Source organism: Cyclobacterium plantarum, from assembly GCF_011290685.1.
Classification (GTDB): domain Bacteria; phylum Bacteroidota; class Bacteroidia; order Cytophagales; family Cyclobacteriaceae; genus Cyclobacterium; species Cyclobacterium plantarum.
Genome location: NZ_JAANYN010000001.1, coordinates 261,877 through 283,719 on the forward strand (window position 1 = coordinate 261,877; position 21,843 = coordinate 283,719).

General features: G+C 43.5%; 15 protein-coding genes. 7 read left to right on the forward strand and 8 right to left on the reverse strand.

What is annotated here, in order from left to right; all coding sequences use genetic code 11:
• Positions 1 to 3: 3 nt before the first annotated feature.
• The 4 genes from G9Q97_RS01125 to G9Q97_RS01140 all read right to left on the reverse strand — a co-directional run bounded on the left by G9Q97_RS01125 (position 4) and on the right by G9Q97_RS01140 (position 3,546).
• A complete protein-coding gene (locus G9Q97_RS01125) occupies positions 4 to 1,047 on the reverse strand; it encodes a S66 peptidase family protein (protein WP_166142301.1) in 1,044 nt (347 codons plus the stop codon).
• A gap of 8 nt (positions 1,048 to 1,055) precedes the next feature.
• Positions 1,056 to 2,345 (reverse strand): D-alanyl-D-alanine carboxypeptidase, encoded by a 1,290-nt coding sequence (locus G9Q97_RS01130; RefSeq protein ID WP_166142304.1) that lies wholly within the window; start codon positions 2,343 to 2,345, stop codon positions 1,056 to 1,058.
• A gap of 3 nt (positions 2,346 to 2,348) precedes the next feature.
• Positions 2,349 to 2,735 carry a DUF423 domain-containing protein gene (locus G9Q97_RS01135; RefSeq protein WP_166142306.1) on the reverse strand — a complete coding sequence of 129 codons (387 nt, stop codon included), beginning with the start codon at positions 2,733 to 2,735 and terminating at the stop codon, positions 2,349 to 2,351.
• 127 nt (positions 2,736 to 2,862) lie between these two features.
• Entirely contained in the window at positions 2,863 to 3,546 is a 684-nt protein-coding gene (locus G9Q97_RS01140; protein WP_166142309.1) for a YggS family pyridoxal phosphate-dependent enzyme, read from the reverse strand.
• Between the two features lie 156 nt (positions 3,547 to 3,702).
• Between G9Q97_RS01140 and G9Q97_RS01145 the strand changes: the two genes are divergently transcribed.
• The 3 genes from G9Q97_RS01145 to G9Q97_RS01155 all read left to right on the forward strand — a co-directional run bounded on the left by G9Q97_RS01145 (position 3,703) and on the right by G9Q97_RS01155 (position 9,965).
• Complete coding sequence (locus G9Q97_RS01145) at positions 3,703 to 4,290, forward strand: DUF6992 family protein (protein ID WP_166142311.1); 588 nt, start codon at positions 3,703 to 3,705, stop codon at positions 4,288 to 4,290.
• Between the two features lie 827 nt (positions 4,291 to 5,117).
• On the forward strand, positions 5,118 to 8,342 hold the full coding sequence (locus G9Q97_RS01150) for a SusC/RagA family TonB-linked outer membrane protein (protein WP_166142313.1): 3,225 nt from the start codon (positions 5,118 to 5,120) through the stop codon (positions 8,340 to 8,342).
• An 18-nt stretch (positions 8,343 to 8,360) separates the two neighbouring features.
• Positions 8,361 to 9,965, forward strand: coding sequence for a SusD/RagB family nutrient-binding outer membrane lipoprotein (locus G9Q97_RS01155; protein ID WP_166142315.1), 1,605 nt, complete (start codon positions 8,361 to 8,363; stop codon positions 9,963 to 9,965).
• 58 nt (positions 9,966 to 10,023) lie between these two features.
• Here G9Q97_RS01155 and G9Q97_RS01160 read toward each other — a convergent pair whose 3' ends face one another.
• Positions 10,024 to 11,538: a PQQ-like beta-propeller repeat protein gene (locus tag G9Q97_RS01160; protein ID WP_246255311.1), complete on the reverse strand. Its 1,515-nt coding sequence runs from the start codon at positions 11,536 to 11,538 to the stop codon at positions 10,024 to 10,026.
• Positions 11,539 to 11,758: 220 nt separating this feature from the next.
• Here G9Q97_RS01160 and G9Q97_RS01165 point away from each other — a divergent pair, with 220 nt between their 5' ends.
• From G9Q97_RS01165 to G9Q97_RS01180, 4 genes are all read left to right on the forward strand, one after another.
• Complete coding sequence (locus G9Q97_RS01165; protein ID WP_246255312.1) at positions 11,759 to 15,100, forward strand: VCBS repeat-containing protein; 3,342 nt, start codon at positions 11,759 to 11,761, stop codon at positions 15,098 to 15,100.
• A gap of 20 nt (positions 15,101 to 15,120) precedes the next feature.
• The gene (locus G9Q97_RS01170; protein ID WP_166142317.1) at positions 15,121 to 16,494 is read left to right on the forward strand and encodes a TrpB-like pyridoxal phosphate-dependent enzyme; all 1,374 of its coding nucleotides are present in this window, start codon (positions 15,121 to 15,123) and stop codon (positions 16,492 to 16,494) included.
• A 13-nt stretch (positions 16,495 to 16,507) separates the two neighbouring features.
• On the forward strand, positions 16,508 to 17,437 hold the full coding sequence (locus G9Q97_RS01175) for an amidohydrolase family protein (RefSeq protein ID WP_166142319.1): 930 nt from the start codon (positions 16,508 to 16,510) through the stop codon (positions 17,435 to 17,437).
• A gap of 102 nt (positions 17,438 to 17,539) precedes the next feature.
• Positions 17,540 to 18,961, forward strand: a complete 1,422-nt coding sequence (locus G9Q97_RS01180) for a Gfo/Idh/MocA family protein (RefSeq protein ID WP_166142320.1) — start codon at positions 17,540 to 17,542, stop codon at positions 18,959 to 18,961.
• A 73-nt stretch (positions 18,962 to 19,034) separates the two neighbouring features.
• Here the strand turns inward: G9Q97_RS01180 and G9Q97_RS01185 are convergent, their stop codons facing one another.
• Genes G9Q97_RS01185 through G9Q97_RS01195 form a run of 3 tightly spaced genes read right to left on the reverse strand, consistent with a single transcriptional unit; the run spans position 19,035 to position 21,841 of the window.
• Positions 19,035 to 20,075 (reverse strand): vWA domain-containing protein, encoded by a 1,041-nt coding sequence (locus tag G9Q97_RS01185; protein WP_166142322.1) that lies wholly within the window; start codon positions 20,073 to 20,075, stop codon positions 19,035 to 19,037.
• Positions 20,068 to 20,970: a hypothetical protein gene (locus G9Q97_RS01190; protein WP_166142324.1), complete on the reverse strand. Its 903-nt coding sequence runs from the start codon at positions 20,968 to 20,970 to the stop codon at positions 20,068 to 20,070. Before G9Q97_RS01190 ends, G9Q97_RS01185 begins: the two co-directional genes overlap by 8 nt.
• Positions 20,963 to 21,841 carry a DUF58 domain-containing protein gene (locus G9Q97_RS01195; RefSeq protein WP_166142326.1) on the reverse strand — a complete coding sequence of 293 codons (879 nt, stop codon included), beginning with the start codon at positions 21,839 to 21,841 and terminating at the stop codon, positions 20,963 to 20,965. Before G9Q97_RS01195 ends, G9Q97_RS01190 begins: the two co-directional genes overlap by 8 nt.
• Positions 21,842 to 21,843: the final 2 nt, after the last annotated feature.

A 21,843-nucleotide genomic window follows, 5' to 3' on the forward strand; every position in this document is an offset into this window, starting at 1 on the left:
GGTTTACTGGAAAATGGCTCCCCTGGTTTCCAGTATTCCCTGGTTGGCATCCATGGACATTTTTGCACCAAAGGGTAGCAGGAACTGCTTGGGTACATGGCCGATCATTGCCCCCCTGAATGCGGGTATCTTATGTGGCAGCAGGTAATCGTCCAAAATCTGGTCCAGGGTAAGGTTGCCATAGCCGCCGCTGGGATCACAATCTGTGCATTGTCCAAAAACAAATCCCCGGATTTCCCTGAAAACGCCCATGAGCATCAGGGTACTCATCATTCGGTCTATCCTGTAAGGCTCTTCCCCTATATCCTCCAAAAATAATATCTTGTTTTTGAAGTCGGGAAGGTAAGGTGAGCCGGCCAGTGCAGTGAGTACGGTAAGATTGCCTCCTACAAGATCTCCCTCTGCTTTTCCAGGGTGGATGGTTCTGATCCGGTTTTTCTTGATTACCAGGTCATCGGTTTCTTCCAATTCATTTTTATAGGTGATTGTGCCTCCGGTACCAAAGAAAACAGTGCGAAACTGGTCGGCATTGAAACTGTTCCAGCTTCCGGAACCATTGGGACCATGAAAGGTAATCAATCCCGTTTGTGCATTGATGGCATTGTGCAGGGCAGTAATATCGCTATAACCCATGATGGGTTTGGGATTCTTTTTGATCAGCTCATAGTTTAATAGTGGAAGAATTCGGGCGGCCCCGGATCCACCTCTGATACAAACCACTGCTTTTATTTTTTTGTTTCCAAACATATCATTCAGATCGGCAGCTCTTTCTGCATCGCTACCCGCCAGGTGTCCCCTTCTTTCGCTCAGGTATTTCCCTTCGACCACCTTTAACCCCAATGCCTCCAGGGCTTCTTTGGCGAAGGTGAATTCCATGATATCAGCAGTAGCGGCAGATGGGCTGACCAGGCCTACCCTATCTCCAGGCTGAAGTTTTTTTGGTAATAGGGTATCCGGATTGATTGGCTTGTTAGTGGTGGTAAAACCCGTAAAGGGCACAATCCCCAGGCCCAAACCAAGGGATTTGATAAATTGTCTTTTTTTCATGGCAGAATTTAAAAATTATCCCTGATATAAAGCAAGACTTTTTCCATTTGATTCCGGACCACGGAGGCTTTATGGGGGTAATTGTTGTTCATAAATGCAAAAGCATAAATTTTATTTTTTTTGGTTTTCAGAAATCCCACCATGCTGTGGTGATTGCTGATGGTACCGGTCTTGGCCATGACATAGGGCACAGGAGCCTGATAATTGTATTTGAGGGTACCGGTTCGTCCTCCTGTGGGGAGCATGCTAAAAAGTTCCTCATCGGGAAAAAGCCTGTAGATTTTCTCCGCCAGGGCTACCATGGTTCTGGGGGTAAATAGGTTGTGCCTGGACAATCCTGAACCATCTACCCATTGAGGGTCATCCGGCAGATCATACAAGTAGGTTTTTTTTAGGTATTCAATTGCCTTTTCGCTGTTCAATTCTCTATGTACTTCATCGGCGATTTGGAGAAGCAACTGTTCAGCAATAAAATTATCACTTTCCAGCAGCATTTCTTTGTACAATGCTTTGGTGGGAATACCTTTCAATATGAAATGATCAGGAGGAAGCTTTTCATCGGACAACAACACGGGAATTTCCCAATCTTTGCTCGCGATTTCCGCAAAAATATCTTCGGAAATGATAAAGGGAACCTTGATATCCCGGCCATTGTAGGTTCTGGGATTGTAAAAAAACCTGTTGCTGTGCCAGTCTCTTTGCACATTTTTTACCGGTTTTTCGGTGGTTTCTACGGTAAACAAAGATGGACTGATCACCGGTCGGTTGTTTACGTTTCTTGAGTTGACCAAATTACCATATAGGGGAAGAGGGGACTTTTCAGGAGAATAGGAATAATAATAATCATCCCATTGCCAGCCAAAGCCAAAAGCCTCATCTTTCCAGTTGCTGGAAGAGTAGTAGACTGTATCGTAATCGGAGAGAAAGCTTTTCAATTTAGGGTTGGGCAGGGAAGGATATTTCCAGGAAGGATCTCCCGTACCCCATATGGTGACCTTATTTCCATCGGGCAGGAATCGCAAAAAGGTTGTGCTGTCTCCCAGAACCATCAAAGATCCGAAAAAGGTAAAGAGTTTGGTAGTGGAAGCGGGTATGAAATACAAATGACTGTTTTTGTCATACCGGATTTGCTGGCTATCTAAATCATAGAGCATGAAACCAGTGAGGTGATTGTCAAAAAATGTTCCTTCACCAAGAAGTTGGTCCAGCCCGATAATGATCGATCTGGCATCCTGGGATTTAACACCAGTTTGAAATGAACAAAGAATTAATATAGCCAGAAAAGTTTTTTTGCCCATGTTTTATGATTGGTTTCCTTTGCCAAAACTAAAGAATAATAGCACCCATCCCAAAATAAAGGCCAGGCCACCCAAAGGGGTTATGGCTCCCAGCCAGGTCACCTGGCTAAGGCAAAGAACGTATAGGCTCCCTGAAAAGATTAAAATACCGGCAATAAAAAACCAGGCACTTGTGATCAACCGTTTTTTCTCCGGGAATAAATGGGTGAGTGCACCCAACAGAAGTAAAGCAAGGCTATGGTAAAAATGGTAACTGACTGCTGTTTCGAAAGTATCCAGCCTACCTGTTTCTAAAAGTAAGGTTTCCAGGGCATGCGCACCAAAGGCACCAAAAACCACAGCCAGTGCTCCAAATGCAGCTGCAATCTGTAATATTCGTTCTGTTTTCATTTCTTTATAATTTGTAGCTAAAAGGTCATCACTTGTCCTGCCTTCAGGAGAATCACGCAGCTGACTGCCAGGCCGGTACTATATAATCATGCCTTATTTGTCGCTAGCGTCCGTTTCTGGGTACGGATTAGTTATAATTCCGGGCACCGAAAATAGCACTACCTATTCTGACCATGGTGCTGCCTTCATCCTGAGCGATGAGATAATCAGCACTCATGCCCATAGACAATTCTTTCAGTTGGACCTGTTCAGGAAGTACCATGCTTTTTAGTTTATCAAACAATTGGGACAAGCCTTTGAATTCATTTCTTATGGTTTCCAAATTATCCGTATTGGTGGCCATTCCCATAAGTCCTGCTATATGAATGTTTTTCATGGTTTTGATTTCCTCTCCAGATAGAAAATCCATCAATTCCTTTTCATCCCAGCCATATTTGGTCTCTTCTTTGGCAATATGTACCTGCAGCAGGCAGGGAATAATCCTTTCCACCTTTTTTCCCTCTTTATCTATTTGCTTCAATAATCTAAGGGAATCCACACTATGGATCAGATGTACATATGGAGCTATATATTTCACCTTGTTTCGCTGAAGGTGGCCTATCATGTGCCAACGGATGTCTTTGGGCAATTGATCTGCTTTTTCGGTCATTTCCTGTACCTTATTCTCACCAAAGTCCCTGATACCAGCGGCATAAGCCTGTTCCAAAATTGATATTGGTTTGGTTTTACTTACGGCTACCAAACGACAGTCCGGGTTTTTGAAAGTACTAAGCGTTTTTTCTAAATTATTGATGATGTCGGGCTCTTCCATTTCGGCTTTTTATTCAGCAATTTTATGAATTGAAAACAAAGATATGGGTATATCGGGTACATTGCTACTTATAAACCTTTTGATAGGTAGCTGGTTTGGATAAAAATTAATTTATCTTAAAATCGGAATAATCCCAGGGCGGTAAATAAAGGAAAAATGAAGTTGAAAACATTGTTTGTATTGGCCGGAATGTTTACCGGACTTGTATGTAAAGCGCAAAATAAATCTTCTATACCCGAAATTAACGAGGAAAGAAAACGACTTGAAAGCAATGGAATGCTCGTTCTGGGTTCATGGGCTTTGGGTAACATGGTCTGGGGAGGAATTGGGGCCTCAAGGACAACAGGTGCCAGAAAAGGCTTTCACCAAATGAACATGTATTGGAATACCGTCAATCTGGCAATCGCTGGTTTAGGGTATTTCAATGCCAAAAAGCACCAAACGGAGGGTAGTCTGTGGAAAAGCTTGCAGGCCCAGCAAAAAACAGAGAAGATCCTGCTTTTCAATGCAGCTTTAGATGCAGGCTATATGGCCGGAGGATTATACCTCATGGAGAGGGGAAAAAGAAGGCAAAATGACCAGTTGGTTGGATTTGGGAATGCAGTCATCCTCCAGGGGGCTTTCTTACTCGTTTTTGATGGTATTCTGTACTCCCTTCAGGTAAAAAACAAAGCGAAATTCAAGCCCTGGATTGACAAGGTAAATATCAGTACCAGCGGAATCAGCTACAAGGTTGAATTTTGACAATTGTAAAACAGAAAAATAAATTTTCCGGAATTTATTTTATCAGTCATTCTTAAACTTAAATTCAGGAACAAACAACCCGGGATAGGCATAACAATTGCGTTAAGAATGAAAAGCTATAGTAATACCCATTCAGTTACAACTTCCCAATGCTTTCCCAATATTGTTTTTCATATAGGGTTTTTTCATGAAGATCCAGATGTATTTTACAGTCAAATCTAAAATCCGACAGTTGTATTTGATTTTCTGGTGCGGACTAAAAATGCTTCCATACCGGTCTTTTTACTTTACTTGTCGATATTGGCGTTTTAAGGATCATTTCATATCCCAAAAGTTCCTGATTCATTGGTTTCAAATCCTAGGTACAAACCGCAGAAGATAGTTTATTTAACGACACCTGTTATCAGGTGACCGAAAATTAAAGTTATTCCATTAATTTTTGTAAAAAATCCAAGTTATTTTTTCCTTTTAATTCGTTTACAGAGGATCCTTATATGTATAGTTATTTTTTTTTACCCATACTGGTAAAATACACATAAGCAGTATTGAATGACCGTTTATGTAATTTTTGTTAACTCTATACCTAAAAAAATATTCATGACAATTCTTTTATTATTTACTGAATTATAATACATTTCCGATAAATATTGCTCATTTTAAGTGTTTGTCAAATGTTATTGCCTGTGATCACAGAAAATTCCGTGAATACAAAAAGATCGGATTCTGAATTTTGTAAGTCATGGATTTTCAGGGATATCCACTGGTATAAACCACCTTGGCTGTGACTATTTGAGTAATTGTCATTTTAAATCCAAAATCATCAGTTTATGAAAAACCTATTACTTATTGTCTGCCTGAGCATGCTGGCCGTTTTAAGCGGCAATGTTCTGGCACAAACCGTATCCGGAACGGTGACCGATCAAACAGATGGGATGCCGCTTCCTGGTGTATCGGTATTGATTAAAGGAACCTCTACCGGTACTGCTACCGATGTGGATGGAAATTACAGCGTGAATGTTCCTGGTGCTGAGACGGTGCTCGTCTTTTCCTTTCTGGGATTTCAAACTGTTGAGGAAACAGTTGGTAACCGTAGCACCATTAACATTAGCCTTGCAGAAGATGCTGCAGAATTATCTGAAGTAGTGGTTACCGCTTTGGGAATTGAGAGAAATGTCCGGGCACTACAATATTCGATCACTGAAGTAGGAGGAGAGGAGTTTACACAGGCCCGTGAAAACAACATTGCCAATCAGTTGGCCGGCAGGGTTGCTGGGGTAAATGTGAGCAACGTGGCTTCGGGACCAGCAGGTTCCTCCCGGGTAATCATCCGGGGAAATACTTCTCTTCAGGGAGGTAACCAGCCTTTGTATGTAATTGATGGTATTCCCATGGACAATACCAATTTTGGTCAGGCCGGTGTCTGGGGAGGAGCGGACCAGGGAGATGGTATGACCAGTGTAAACCCAGATGATATTGAATCCATGTCCGTACTGAAGGGGGCGAGTGCTGCAGCCCTATATGGGTCCAGGGCCGCAAATGGTGTGATATTGATCACTACCAAAAGGGGGACTGCCCAAAGAGGTATTGGTGTGGAAATCAACTCCAATGTGGTCTTTGAAAGGATAAATAACCAAACAGATTTACAGACCCAGTTTGGTTCAGGTAGGTTCCAGGGCGACCAGATAACAGGTGCCGCTGTAAGGCCTACTACGGTGCGGCAGGGGTATGACTGGGGCGCACAAGCATGGGGAGAGCGATTGGGCACAGGTACCTCCATGCATTTTGATGGGGTTGAACGCCCATATGTGTATGCAGGAGATAACTGGAACCGCTTTTACGAAACCGGTGCTGCCTATACCAACAGTATTTCACTTTCCGGTGGAAGCGAAGCGCAGACCTTTCGCTTCAATGCCACAGACATGAGGAGTAGCTCCGTGGTCCCCAATGCAGGCTTTGACCGTTTGAATATGTCCATAGCCACGAATGGTAAGTTTGGTAAAAAACTTACTTTCGATGCCAAGGTACTCTACTCCAATGAGAGAACGAAAAACAGACCCAGATTATCGGATTCTCCGGGAAATGCCTTTCAGTCCATCTTTTCGCTGCCGCCAAATGTCAATGTAGAGTGGGGTAAGGGAGATCCCAACAGGTTAGGAACCATACCCGTGGGTACCGATCCCGCTTTGCTGAGTACCTGGGGTTTCGCCGAGCAGGAGGAATATCTGATGAAGAATGATCCCTGGGGACAGAATCCCTATTTTTCCACCCATCAACTGTCTATCGACGATACCAGAGACAGGATCATTACTTCAGGATCCTTGCGGTACGATATCACTGATCACCTGTATCTATCAGGAAGGGCGGGAATGGACTGGTTTACCAGAAGAGGTACCACTTTGACCCCTCAGGGAACCGGCTATGACAGAAATGGCAGTATGAGCGAAAGCGAGCGAAGGGTCAATGAAATCAACCTGGAGGCCATGTTGGGCTACAACAGGGAATTTGGCGATTTTGGACTGAATGCATTTATTGGAGCCAATAGGATGAGAAGAGAGGATGAAACCATCTCGGCCAATGGGCAGGGTTTTAATGTTCCTTTTTTCCATGCGATCAACAATACAGTGACCCGGAATTTTGGCTATGGTTATTCCGGCTGGGGAATCAACTCTGTCTTTGGCTCTGCAGAGGTCAGTTACAAAAACATCCTATTCTTAACAGCGACCGGTCGAACAGATTGGTTCTCGGTTTTGGATCCTCAGTTTAATGACATTACCTATCCTTCTATAGGGGGTAGTTTCGTGTTCTCCGATGCCATGACAGAACTACCTTCATGGTTGAGTTTCGGCAAAATCAGAGGTTCCTGGGCCAGAGTAGGTAACTCCACTGTGGGTCCTTACCAAATTCAGAATGTATACTCACTCTTAGGAGCACCTGCCATTGATTTTGGTGGTAATCAGGTAGCCATGGCCTCTTTTGCCACAGCGGGAAACAATGCAGGTACGATTCCAAACAGGTTTTTAAAGCCCTTGTTATCGACGGAGGTCGAAGTGGGTTTTGATGTTCGATTTTTTCAAAACAGGTTAGGGTTGGATTTCACCTATTATCACCAGCGCAGTACGGATGATCAATTGAATGCCCAGGTTTCCAGGTCTTCAGGATTTGGCTCTACATTGGTTAACCTGGGGGAAATGGAGAACAAAGGAGTAGAGATTCTACTCACAGGTTCGCCTATTCGAACCAATAATTTCAATTGGGATGTGTCCTTCAATGTGGCCAGAAACAGGAATAAGGTAATTTCATTGATAGAGGGAAGCGATATCCTGAATGTGGAAGAACCCAGAACAAGGACTGTTTTTGTGCAACACCGAACCGGTTATCCCTTTGGTGTACTGGCAGGATGGGTGCAAAAAAAATCGCCTGACGGACAGCCAGTCTTTGAAGAAAATGGAGCCCCGGTGCAATCTGACCAAATGGAAGTTATCGGAAACGGTATTCCTGACTGGACAGGAGGCATAAACAATAGTATTACTTTCAAGGGTTTTAATCTTTCAGCTTTAGTCGATTTCAGAATCGGGGGTGATTTGTATTCCGGTACCAATGTCAGGCTTACCCAATGGGGACTGCACAAGCAGACCTTACAGGGAAGGGCAGGAGAGGAGCCACTCAGCGTTTCCGGTGTGATCCAGTCTGGTACCACAGCAGATGGACAACCGATATATGAATCCTTTTCCAAAACACTCTCTCCCGGTGAAGCCAATAATTACTGGAATCAGATGGGGAACAGGGTGCAGGACTACTTTGTCTATGACGGTTCGTTTGCTAAGCTAAGGCAAGTGACTTTCGGATACAATTTCCCAAGAAGAATTATGAGTAAAACGCCATTTACCAACTTGAGTTTATCCTTTGTTGGCAGAAACCTGTCGATACTTTGGAAAAATGTGGAAAACATAGATCCTGAATCAGGATATTCATCAGGAAATGGTCAGGGTCTGGATTATTTCGGAATGCCTCAGACCAGGACATTTGGATTCAATGTTAGGGCAACGTTTTAATCATTAAAGGAAAATACCATGAAAATTATAAATAAAGTTCTCTTTTTTGGTTTGGCAGTCAGTATCACGCTCTTTGGTTGTGATACGGATGATCTGCATGATTTGAACATCAATCCTCAGGCAGTAAATGAAATTGACCTGAATTTTATGTTCACCGCGGCCCAACTTGGATCCGCTTCAGGAGGCTCTGCTGGTGATAACCGTTACATTGACTGGCGGACCAACATCGGTATGACCGCTTACCTTATACAGCATCTGGCCAATGCGGGTGGAGGAATTGCTCCGGGAGATAAATACCAGGAAAATTTCGAATCCAACAATGCACCATTTGAATTTTTCTATGGAGACGCATTGAAGAATATTTCAGAAGTGATCCGGCAGACAGGTCCCGGCGGATACGATGAAGGGAATAAAATCAATACCAGAAATGCCGCAAGGATCATGCGGGTGCTTAATTTCCACCGGCTGACGGATTTTTACGGAAATATCCCCTATTTTGGTGCATTGCAGGGTATGGATGGGGTATTCTTTCCGGAATACGATCCCCAGTCTGAGATATATCCCCACCTGTTGCAGGAATTGGAAGAGGCTACAGCAGCCATAAGCACATCCAATCCTGATGATGGCTTTGCCAGGGCGGATATTATCTATGACGGTGACATTGACAAATGGAAGCGGTTTGGTTATTCACTGATGTTGCGTTTGGCCATGAGGGTTTCTGACGTGGCTCCGCAGTTGGCCAATGAATATGTGACCAAAGCCATTTCCGGTGGAGTAATGGAAAGTAATGATGACAATGCCTGGGTACCCATGTCCGAAGGACCAAGTCTATGGATCAATCAAAACGGGATCTCCAGGGCATTTTACCCAGGAGACGGTGGACAACCCGGCTATTTAAGTGAAACCTTGGTGGATTGGTTAAAAGGTGATGCCACTTCAGCAGACGAGGTGGATCCCAGACTGATGGTAATCAGCGGAGGAATTGCTGATTGGTCAGCCGTGGCCTGGACACCCTATAATACCAATCCTCTGGAACAAAAAGGTATGCCCAATGGATATGATGCTGCTGGCCTGGAGGAAATTGAGGGAGGTCCGATTAATCAGGTTGAAACCTATTCCAGAATCAATTACCTGATGCTGCAGCGAGACAGCCCTTATATGTTGATGAATTTTGCGGAATCCGCCTTTTTACAGGCGGAAGCATTGGAAAGGGGCATTGGATCAGGTATTTCCGGCACTGCGGAAGCTCATTACAATGAGGGAGTAAAAGGGGCCATGCAGATGTACACCCCCTTTGATGAGTCCCTGGCCATTTCGGATGCTGAAGTAGCAGCATATCTTAGCAGACATCCTTATGGTACGGAAAAGCCTGCCCTGGAAATGATTGGCGAACAAATGTGGGTGAGTAAGTTTTTCAATTGGTGGGAGGCCTGGTCAGACTGGAGAAGGACCGGATATCCTCAATTAACACCGACAAATTATCCCGGAAATGTCACTCAGGGACAGATCATGAGGAAGCTAAGGTATCCTGCAGCGGAAGTCGCCACAAATGAGAACTTTCAGTCTGGGGCTACATTGCCCGATATTTTCACCACCAGGGTGTGGTGGGACACAGCTGATTGATACAGTTAACGGAAAACAGAATCTATAAATTTTAAGGGGTGTCCAGTCGGACACCCCTTTATTTTGGATAGATACCGTTTCCTTCTGACCCCATAAAGGCTCCCCAATCTGGTTTATTCCTGATCGTGATAGGGAGATCAATCCTCTTGATTTTCATGCCAAGAAAGGATAAGATATCGGTATGACTGAAATATTGACAATGAATCAAATCCAGGTATCCATCCCCGTCCAAATCCCCCAGCCAGGGGGTGGAAAATATGTTTTTAAAACCTTTGGATTGGTCTAAAATATGAATTTCACCGGATTTAAAATCCATTAAGAGCAACTTGTTTTCAATAAGAAATGCAGATTTATCATCAATGGCGCGGTCACAATCATATTCATTAATACTGAAAATCACCTCATCTCTGCCGTCTTTATTCAAGTCATAGGCTATCGGAGAAGAAAAGCCGGTACAGCCCAATTCTTTTTTATTTATCAAAGCGCCTGTTTTTCCATCTATCAACACTTGAATAGAGCCGGTATTTTCTGGCCATACGCCTTTGCTTACAAAAGTAAACAAATCGGGAATATTATCGGCAGTAAATTGACCTACCGCCAGGCTATTGCTGCTTTCGGTACCGGAAATTTGTTGTTGCCAAAGGACCTCAAATGATTTCCCTGAAAAGGCAGTGATGGTACTGGCATGGGAAATGGCGACGATATCCAAAATACCATCCCGATCCAAATCAGCCAGGACAGGGGGGGCGATGAATCCATTGTTTTGTTCTGTCACCAGGACCCTGGCATTTGAAAGATCATTGTTCATCAAATCTTTCAGCTTTGCGATAAAAAGGCTTCCGGAAATAGTTTCTCCACCGGTTCCAAAGACCACCATTGTTTCATTATTTCCCACTTTGTCCAATAACAAAGGCGACATATAGGTTTCTTTTCCATCTGGCATGCTGTCCGCAGCCAAAATTCTTCCCGATAGCGCGTCTATAACCATCAGGACTCCTGGATATCGTCCCACTGTTTCAAAGGGTGCAGCTCTGGCATTGCCTCCATTGCTAATGAGTAATTCAGGGATGCCATTTCCATTTTGATCTGGGACCAATACACTGTTGTTGAAATTAAACCTGGCGTGTTTCAAGATGGGGTGATCCAGGTAATTGCTGCTATCGTACTCCCATATCAGGTCTCCCGTTTGCCCGTCGATACCTTTGAGGTGTGGTCCCCTGCCGCCTATGAAAATGTCAGGAATGCCGTCTTTGTTAACATCATGAAAAGTGGCTGACCCATATACCTGATCCACTGTGGACGCATTCCAAAGCAGTTCTCCATTATCACCATTTATGGCCAATATACCATAATCACTGTGTTCGAATTCATTTTTCCCGGCACCCATTACAACATCCAAAACCCCATCTCTGTTTAAATCTACTGTACGGGGAGAGGATTGGGATCCAATGACCGGAAAACTGGCTTCCCAAACCAATTCACTTTTATCTTTTTCCTGGCAGGAAAATACAGTACAGGTAATAAAGGCTATCAAATAAATGAAACCTTCGAATAAGGGATTGTAATTATTCATTTTATCGGTTAAAAATGTGCTTAATTCTACTCAATATAAATAATATTGGGAATAATTCTTAATCCAAAGGAGATGTTCCATGGAGCAAGGATGATGAAAGAAAATTGGCTGACAACTCCAACTTCTATTGTGTTAACGGCTGAAAAAATGTAGATTTACTTACAAGATGAGGATCAGCTTTGGTCTCAAAGAGAATGCATTACTACTCAATAGAGAGAAAATGGAAAACCGTTCAAAACAGGTTTTAGGGATTTTGTTGTTGATTATTTTACCTGTCATGGGAGCCTTATCCCAGGGTTTTGAAAAGTTGCCGGGCAGAAAAACAGGAGTCAAATTTCGAAATGACCTGAAGGAAGATCAATTTTCTAACATCCTAACTTACGAATATTTTTATAATGGTGGGGGTGTGGCAATTGGGGACATCAATAATGATGGACTGGAAGATATTTTTTTTACAGGAAACATGACCTCCAACAGGCTATATTTGAACCAGGGAGACTTTAAATTCCAAGATATTACCCGTATTGCGGGAATCGGTGGAAAAGAGGCCTGGACTACTGGTACAAGCATGGCCGATATCAATGGGGACGGCTTCCTGGATATTTATGTGTGTTATTCGGGTAAGGGCTCAGCTGAAACCAGGAAAAACCAATTGTTCATCAATAAAAGGGATGGGACATTTGTGGAATCAGCCGAGGCATATGGATTGGCAGATCCTGCCAATAGTATACAAGCTTTATTTTTTGATTTTGACCTGGACGGGGATTTGGACATGTACCTGCTCAACCACAATACCCAGGTGATCAATGAAATTGATTTTGATGCAAAAAGAAAAGATCGAAATGAGCTTTCCGGTGACAAATTGTTTAGGAATGACGATGGCTTTTTTAAAGATATTAGCGAACAGGCAGGCATAATAGGGAATTCCATGGGTTTCGGTCTGGGGATAGCCGCTTCAGACATTACAGGAAACGGCTATCCTGATCTTTACGTGTCCAATGACTATATTGAACCCGATTACCTGTATATCAATAACGGAGATGGTACTTTCTCCGAAAGCCTGACCGATTATTTGCAACACATTTCCTATTTTTCCATGGGCTCTGACATCAGTGACATCAATAATGACGGACAAGCCGATATCTTTACCTTGGATATGTTGCCAGAGGACAACAAGCGGCAAAAATTATTGTATGGACCTGAAAATTATGAGCAATATGCGTTGATGGTTATGGAGGGTTTCTATCACCAAAACATGCGAAACATGTTGCATGTAAACCAAGGTTCAGGATTATTCAGTGAAGTCGGACAATTGGCCGGAATTTCCAATACGGATTGGAGTTGGGCGGCTTTTTTTGCTGATTTTGACAATGATGGCTGGAAGGATCTTTTTGTGAGCAATGGGTATTTCAGGGACTATACCAACCGGGATTTTTTAAAATACAAAGGAGATTATTATTTCAGCAAAGCAAGAGACGGGGAAAAAGCGGATACACTGCACCTGGTGACCAGCATGCAGTCCACACCGGTCCATGACTATTTGTATAAAAATGACGGAGGGACCATTTTCAGGGACTTGTCAGCAGAATGGGGGTTTGATGATCCGGTTTTTTCAAATGGTGCGGCTTATGCGGATTTGGACAATGATGGTGCACTGGACCTTGTTGTCAATCACCTCAACGGGCCGGCGGGCATCTTCAAAAACAAACTTGCTTCGAGTAATAAAGCACCAAACTTTCTTCAAATTTTGCTTCGGGGAGAGGGAATGAATACCTCAGGAATAGGAGCAAAAATCACTGTTTATTCGAATCAGGAACAACAATATTTTGAGCAGCAACCCACCCGAGGATTTCAGTCTTCTGTCAGCCATAAAATACATGTGGGCTTGGGGCAAAAAGACCAGGTGGATTCCCTACATATTGTTTGGCCCTTGGGCAAGGAACAGTGGGTAAGGGGAATTGCTGCCAATAAATTGTTGGTTTTATATGAAAAAGAGGCTCAAACCAGGACTGTTCAAGTTGCAGAAAAAAAACCTGCTATCTTTACTCCCATTGTTTCGCCTATCAATTTTGAACATTCAGAGCCTGGTTACAATGACTTCAAGCGGCAGCCTTTACTTAGTCATATGCTTTCCCCTACAGGACCTGTATTGGCATTGGCTGATGTAAATAATAATGGTTTTATGGATGTCTTTGTGGGAGGAGCCGAAGGTATGCCAGGAAAATTATTTTTTCAGGTATCCAATGGTAATTTTATAGAATCCCAAGGCTTGGATTTGACTGAGGACAGTGGTAGTGCTCCCTCTGACGCTTTGTTTTTTGATGCCAATGGAGATGGAAGGCCTGATTTATATATCGTGAATGGGGGTTATCACGATTTTACAAGGGATTCCCCTGAATTACAAGACAGGCTTTACATCAACCAGGGTGGAGGGAACTTTAAAAAGAATACTACTGCCCTTCCCGTACTTCGCAGTAGTGGCTCAGTTGTGAAAGCAATGGATGTGGACAATGATGGTGATTTGGATCTTTTCATAGGAGGAAGGGCCGTTGCAGGTCAATATCCCAAGGCTGCTGATTCATTTATTTTGCTTAATGATGGTTTGGGGAATTTTGAGGATAAAACCGAGACCCTTTTTCCGGAACTAAGTACAATCGGGATGATAACTGATGCCCAGGTCATCGACTTGGATGAAGATGGGTGGGAAGACCTGGTACTGGTAGGTGATTGGATGCCTATAAGTGTTTTTCTCAACCAACAGGGAGAGGGTTTTGAGAATGCTACCAATGCCTATTTTGATTTGCCTCTAACAGGTAAATGGGCTGCTGTCAAAGCTGCGGATTTTGATAATGATGGAGATCTCGATTTGGTTGTGGGTAATTTTGGGCTGAACAGCCAACTTAAAGCGAGTGAGCAAGAACCATTGAGTCTTGTTTATGGGGATTTTGATGGAAATGGGTCTGTGGATCCGATTTTAAATCATTACATTAACGGTACAGCCTACCCTTTTATGAGTAGGGATGAACTCCTGGACCAAATGTATGGTATGCGCAGTAAGTTTACCGATTACGCTTCTTTTTCGGAAGCTAAAATCGATGATATTATTTCAAGTGAGCAGTTGAAAAGTGCTAACCAATTGATAATAAGTGAACTAAAAACAGTTTATCTTGAGAATAGTAATGGGAAGTTTCTGGTCAGGGACTTACCCATAACAGCACAATATGCGCCAGTTGAGGCCATTTCTATTTTTGATTTTGATGACGATGGCAACCTGGATTTTATTTTGGGAGGCAATCAAAACACTACCCGGTTGAGGCTGGGTGTAATGGATGCCAATTTTGGCCAGTTATTCAGAGGTGATGGAAATGGAGGTTTTACCTATGTGAGCTCTACTGAATCGGGATTGTCTTTTATTGGAGATGTAAAATCCATGGAAATAATTGATCTTTCTTATCTTAAAATTCTTTTGGTGGGTATCAACAATCAGGGTGTTTCGGCCTACTTGCTTAACCGTACCCTTGGAAATAAACCAATAAAGAGTCTTTCCAATCAAAATAAATAATCCAAAACGACAACTATTGAATGAAAATCAGAAAAATTAATTTAGAGGAAAACGAAATACCAGAAAATTGGTACAATATTATAGCGGATATGCCCAATAAGCCTTTGCCGCCCCTTCACCCGGGTACATTGGAACCCATAGGGCCGGATGCGTTGGCACCCCTGTTTCCGGATGCATTGATCAGGCAGGAAGTGACTACTGATAAATGGGTGCCTATTCCAGACGAGGTACGCAACATGTACAGCATCTGGAGACCTACCCCCATGTACCGGGCCTATGGATTGGAAAAGGCATTGGATACCCCTGCCAAAATTTACTATAAATACGAAGGAGTGAGCCCTTCAGGATCTCACAAACCCAATACGGCAATTCCCCAGGCCTATTACAACAAGCAGGAGGGTATCAAGAGAATTACCACTGAAACCGGTGCAGGCCAGTGGGGAAGTGCCCTTAGCTTTGCTTGCCAGCACTTCGGAATCGAATGTGATGTTTACATGGTCAGGCTTTCCTATAATGACAAGCCTTACAGGAAAATGATGATGAATACCTGGGGAGCAAACGTCTATCCTTCCCCGTCTGACAGGACGGAGGCTGGCCGCAGGGTACTTGCCGCAGATCCGGATTCGCCGGGAAGTTTGGGTATAGCCATATCCGAGGCAGTGGAAATGGCAGCCACCAGAGCGGATACAAAATATGCCTTGGGCAGCGTTTTAAATCATGTCAAACTTCACCAGACCATCATTGGCATGGAAGCCATCAAACAAATGGAAAAAGCAGGAAGCGACCTGCCCGATATTGTGATAGCTCCATTTGGAGGGGGATCCAATTTTGCCGGATTGTCCTTTCCATTTTTGAGGTTAAACCTGGAATCTGGAAAAAAAATCCGCTGTATTGCCAGTGAGCCTTCCTCTTGTCCCAAGTTAACCAGAGGTGTGTTCAGGTATGATTTTGGGGATACGGCAGGCATGACGCCTCTTTTGCCCATGTACACCCTTGGACATGATTTTATCCCCGCACCTATTCATGCCGGAGGTTTACGCTATCATGGAGCTGGGGTGATTGTAAGTCAATTGCTAAAAGACCAGCTTATTGAAGCCCAGGCCCATGACAATCTGGAGATTTTTGAGGCAGGCGTGCTTTTTGCCAGGGCAGAGGGGATTATACCCGCTCCCGAGGCCAACCACGGAATAGCCACTGCTATCCGGGAAGCCAACAAGTGTAAAGAGGAAGGGGTTTCCAAAACGATCTTATTCAACCTTTGTGGCCATGGGAATTTTGACATGAAGGCTTATGATGATTATTTCGCCGGTAAAATCAGGCAGCATGAATTGAGCCAGGAGGAAATAGATGCCTCCATTGCTAAATTGGGGACGCCTACCATACCGGTTGGTTAGGTGTTGAAGGAGCATGAATAAAAGAGCATTTATTAGGAAAGGGATTCTGGCATCTGCTACTCTGGCGGTGGGGCCCTCATCCCTTTTTTCTTTTGAGGGAGCAAGGAGTTTTTCTTCCCATATCCCTGTAGTGGATACACACCTTCACCTTTGGGACCTGTCGGAAATGGATTATCCCTGGTTAAAGGGAAAAGGTCTGCCATTGGAAAAGAATTATTCATTGGCAGATTACCGAAAGGCTACAAAAGGTTTCCCTGTATCAAAAATGGTATTCGTCGAATGCGGCAGGGCTCCTGAGCAGTACCTGCAGGAGGTGGATTGGGTACAGGGGCTATCCGGGAAAAATCCGGAGATTGCAGGCATGGTAGCCTATTTTCCCCTGGAAAAAGGAGCGGCTGCTCAGGAAGACATGGAGAAAATGGCAGAAAGGAATATCGTCAGGGGCATTAGAAAGTCTTTTATGCCTGGAAATAGCGGTTATTTCCAGGGGATAGCCTTGATGAAAAACTTTCACTGGGTATGTGAAGTGAATATCGGTCACGAGCAGCTGGGAGACTTTCTTGATATGGTAAAAAAGTTTCCGGAGCAGGTTTTTATTCTGGACCATATGGTCAATCCGGATATCCGTAATCAGGATTGGAATACATGGGAGAAAGCTTTAATGCCTTTTGCTTCCCAGGACCGAGTTTATTGCAAAGTGTCAGGAATACTTACACGGACATCTTGGAACTGGGAATTGCCGGATATTCAGCCTTATTTCGATACTGTGATGGAGGTTTTTGGTCCGGATAGAATTATGTATGGAGGGGACTGGCCGGTGCTTCTTCGGGCCGAAACGCTGCACCGTTGGATAACTTCTTTTTATGCGCTTTCCAAGGCATTGTCAATGGAAGAAAAAAGGAAACTGTTTCACAGTAACGCGGAATTGGTCTACAGGATTTAGGCCCTTGCTTCTGATTTCAGGTGATTTTCTTATTGAATACCAAATAATTTAGGAAGAATAGGGATTGATTTTTAAATTTAATCCACAAAAGAATAATTGAGTATGCTTGATAAACCAAATAAAGTAGAGAACACTGATTCCAGAAGGAGTTTCCTTAAATCTTCCACCCTTAGTGCGGCAGGATTTTTTATTGTCCCCAGGTTTGTACTTGGAGGTAAGGGCCATGTGGCACCTAGTGACAAGGTCAATGTAGGTATGATAGGCGTTGGAGGAAAAGGGCGGCAAAATGCACTGGACTTGATGAAACTGGATGATGTGCAGATCACAGCTATCGCAGATCCGGGAGAGTATTGGGATTTGGCCAACTTTTACTACAGGTCCATAGCTGGAAGAGGCCCTGTGAAAAGAATGGTTGAGGATTTTTATGAAGACAGAACCAAAAACTACAAACTAAACGAATATCTGGATTTCCGGGAGATGCTCGAAAAGGAACAAGGCCTGGATGCCATATGCTGTTCCACCCCTGATAATACCCATGCTGTTGTGACTTATGCTTCTATGAAGCTGGGAAAGCATGTTTATTGTGAGAAGCCCCTAACCCATAATATCAGGGAAGCCAGGATGATCAAAAAGTTGACAGAAGAGACGGGACTGGCCACGCAAATGGGAAATGTGGGACATAGTACCGATGGAATCCGGCAAACGGTAGAATACCTGAGGGCTGGGGTCATTGGAGAAGTGAAAGAAACGCATTCCTGGGTTCCTGCTTCCCGGTGGATACCTGAAATGAAAGCTTTACCTACTTCAGCCACACCAAAACCGCATGGATTTGATTGGGATTTGTGGCTGGGACCATCCGCGGACAGGCCTTATCATGAATGGTATTCCCCCGTAACCTGGAGAGATTTTTGGGATTTTGGCTGTGGAGCGTTAGGGGATTTTGGCTGTCACGATATGGATGCTGCCACCTGGGCTTTTGAACTGGGCTATCCAGACACCATAGAGGTTTTTCCAGCAGGTTTTAGCAATCAGGACATTGCTCCTTACGGGGAGATTGGGTATTATCATTTTCCAGACAACAATACCGGTAAACCCATTCATTTGACCTGGTATTCAGGAGGAGTAAAACCTCCCTTGCACCCATCTCTGCCTGTTGGCTATCAGTGGCCTTCCCGTGGGACTTTATTTGTTGGGGATAAGGGTGTTATCGTGAATGGTGGTGACCGGGTCCCGCATGTTTTCCCCGAAAGTCTGGCTGAAAGTATGAAAAAACCTGATGAAACCATCCCCAGGTCAAATGGACATTTCAGGGATTGGGTAGATGCTATCAAAGGTGGTCCTGCTGCCAGTGCCAATTTTGAATACGGGGCCCATTTGACAGAAATCACCTTGCTGGGTGTTTTATCACTGAGAATGAAAGGCCAGAAAATCCATTGGGATGCAGCCAACCTGAAAGCTACAGGTTTGGATGAAGCAGATACTTACATCAGCGAACCGGTACGGTCTGGTTGGGAGATGAGTTGATTGAGCCACCAAAAGGAAATCCCGTACATTAAATGCACGGGATTTCTCTATGAGCCTGTATCGGAATGTCCCGTTAATCCAATAGGAAATTATTGAAAAAGGTACTTTTTAAAATCATCCAAAAGAAGAAAAATACGATCCCCCAAAAAAGGTAAGGCCGGTAATAGTCCATGGTCTCCTTGTATCTGGATTCTATGATTTCAGCTTTTTCCAATTCGTCAATCCTGGCAAAAATATTCTCCAGGGCCTGATCATCTGAAGCCCGGAAAAACTCTCCATCTGTTATTCTGGCGATATTTCTCAGGGTTTCTTCATTCAGGTAACTTTCGATCATTTGGGGTCTTCCGAAAAAATCTGTGCCGTAAGGTACCATTCCATCCTTTCCAACAGCAATGGTATAGGTTTTAATCCCCATTGCCTCCGCCAATTGGGCGGCAAATACAGGGTCTACATTTCCTGCATTGTTATCCCCATCACTCAAAAGGACCATTACCTTGGATTTTGCCTCTGATTCCCTCATTCTGTTGGTAGCGGTGGAAACGGCACTGCCAATAGCTGTTCCTTTGGCATCCATCATATTAAAGGTAATGCTTTCTACCAGATCTGTTAAAAGTTCGTAATCTGTGGTCAGCGGGGCAAGGGAAAAGGCCTCTCCTGAAAAAATAACCATTCCTATCCTGTCTGCTACCCTGCCATTGATAAATTCGATGGCGGTTTCTTTGGCGGCTTCCAGGCGGTTTGGTGTAAAATCCTGTAAATCCATAGATTCAGAAATATCCAAAACAAGCATGATGTCTATTCCCTCCGTATACTGCTCCACTTTTTCATTGGTGCGCTGCGGCCTGGCAAGCGCAATGACCACCATCCATAGCGCCAGTAGAAAGAATAAGGATGGTATCAGTCTCAGGTAGGTCCATGGATTATTTCTGGAGATCATTTTAGGAAGAGAAAGTTCCAGGACCGGTTTTTTAAGCAGTTTGATAAATTTTCTTATCAAAAGAATGAGCGGTATGGCCCAGATAAGGTGCAACAGGAAAAAATTTTCCCATTCATATGAACGGAATGTTTCCTGCGTAAACCAGGTCCATGAGATATAGGAAGAGATGTCATCCATGCTGTCGAATATTTTCTATTTTTTCTTCCAGTTGCTGCCTGGATACTTCAAGCAGGCTGTCACAGGCCTCCCGGATATGCTCGTCTATCCTGTTGGCATAAATGATCAGTTCTATTTTTCTGAAATCTTTGACAATGTCCGGATTTTCAAGGTATTCCGATATTTCTGTGGCTGTCCATTCCTTGTAAGGCAATCCGGTAAGATTTTCCAGGTAACCTTTCCAAAGTCCCAAAAGTTCGTCAGCCTCCTGGATTTCGGGTTGATCTACCAAAGTTTGCATGGATTGCTCCCAGTTGTTGAGAAAATGTTTCCATTTCTTATTTTCCCGATAAATTTTCCAGCGTTTTCTGATGCCTCCTCCAAAGAAATATACTGCCAAAACCGCCAAAATCACCAATGCCAGCAAACCAATGATCAGGTAGGGATAGTTAAAGGCCGTAGGGATACTCAGGTAGCTGTCATTTTGCTGGAAAGCCAGGTCTTCCGGCATTTCGTCTATGGTGAGTTTTAATGCAAGAGGTGCCGCCTCCGCAAAATGGCTGATACTGTCATATTTCAAGACTTCAAAAACCGGCAGGCGGAAAAGTTGAAGGGAATCCAAAGAAAAATTGGACAGCCAGTACACCGCGCTATCCAGAGTCGTACTATCGGTGGTCAGCGAAGCAAAGGTTTGTTTCTCCAGAAATTCAAATTCCCCAAAATTATACGTTGAATCGGGAAAAAGTAGGGGAAGGTCGCTTGGGTACCGTGCTTTTAAAACATAACCCACCCGTTCACCCAGCATGGCTGAATCCTGAAGGAAATAGCTTTCTACCGCTACATCCTGTCCCTTAACACCGGCAGCAAGCATCAGCAAAAAAAACACCTGGAAAAATACTTTTGTTATTTTATCCACGCTTCATGGTTTTATTTCTCAACTTAAATAATTCCATTAAAGGTAGAACAATGTCTTGTTGGGTGTCTATTTGCAGGTAATTGATTTGGTTTTTTTTACAAAAATCTTTTAGTTTTACTCGGTCACTGGAAAAGGAAGTGGATATTTTCCTTGAAAACCCGCCGAAAGCAGTGTTTACCCAGGTTGTTTTTCCTCCTTCTTTATCAAATACCGGAATGATTCCAAGTGATGGAAGTGCAGATTCGATAGGGTCTGTCATTTGTAGCACGACCAGATCGTGCTTATTGGCCAAAGCTTTTAACGGTTTTTCATAATTTTCGTCGATAAAATCAGAGATGACAATGATGACGCTTCTTTTCTTTATCAGATTCAGACAAAAAGTAAACATTCCGTAAAGGTCAGTTCCTAAAGATCTATTCTTGTGGTTAAAGATTCCCTTGATAATTTTAACGGCCTGTCTGCTTCCTTTGCCCGGCAAAATGATTTTTTCTTTTTCGTCTGAATAGCTTATTAACCCCACTTGTGAGCCTTCATGGATACCAGCTAGTGTTAAAACTCCGGCTATTTCCCGTCCCAGATCTATTTTCTTCCTTTCTTTGCTACCTATATCCTGTGATCCACTGATATCCAATAGAAAATAAACCGCCTGGTCTTTGTCTTCCTTAAAGGTTTTGACAAAGGTGCCGTGTCCTTTTGCAGAAACTTTCCATTCAATTGTTCTGATGTCATCCCCGTATTGATAAGGGCGAAGGTCGTCAAATTCCAACCCAGCACCTTTAAAAATGGATTGGTGATCACCCTGAAGGTGACTATTGGCCACTTTTCTCATGGTGATTTCGTACCTTCTGAGTTTTTTTATTAGCTGGTTCATTT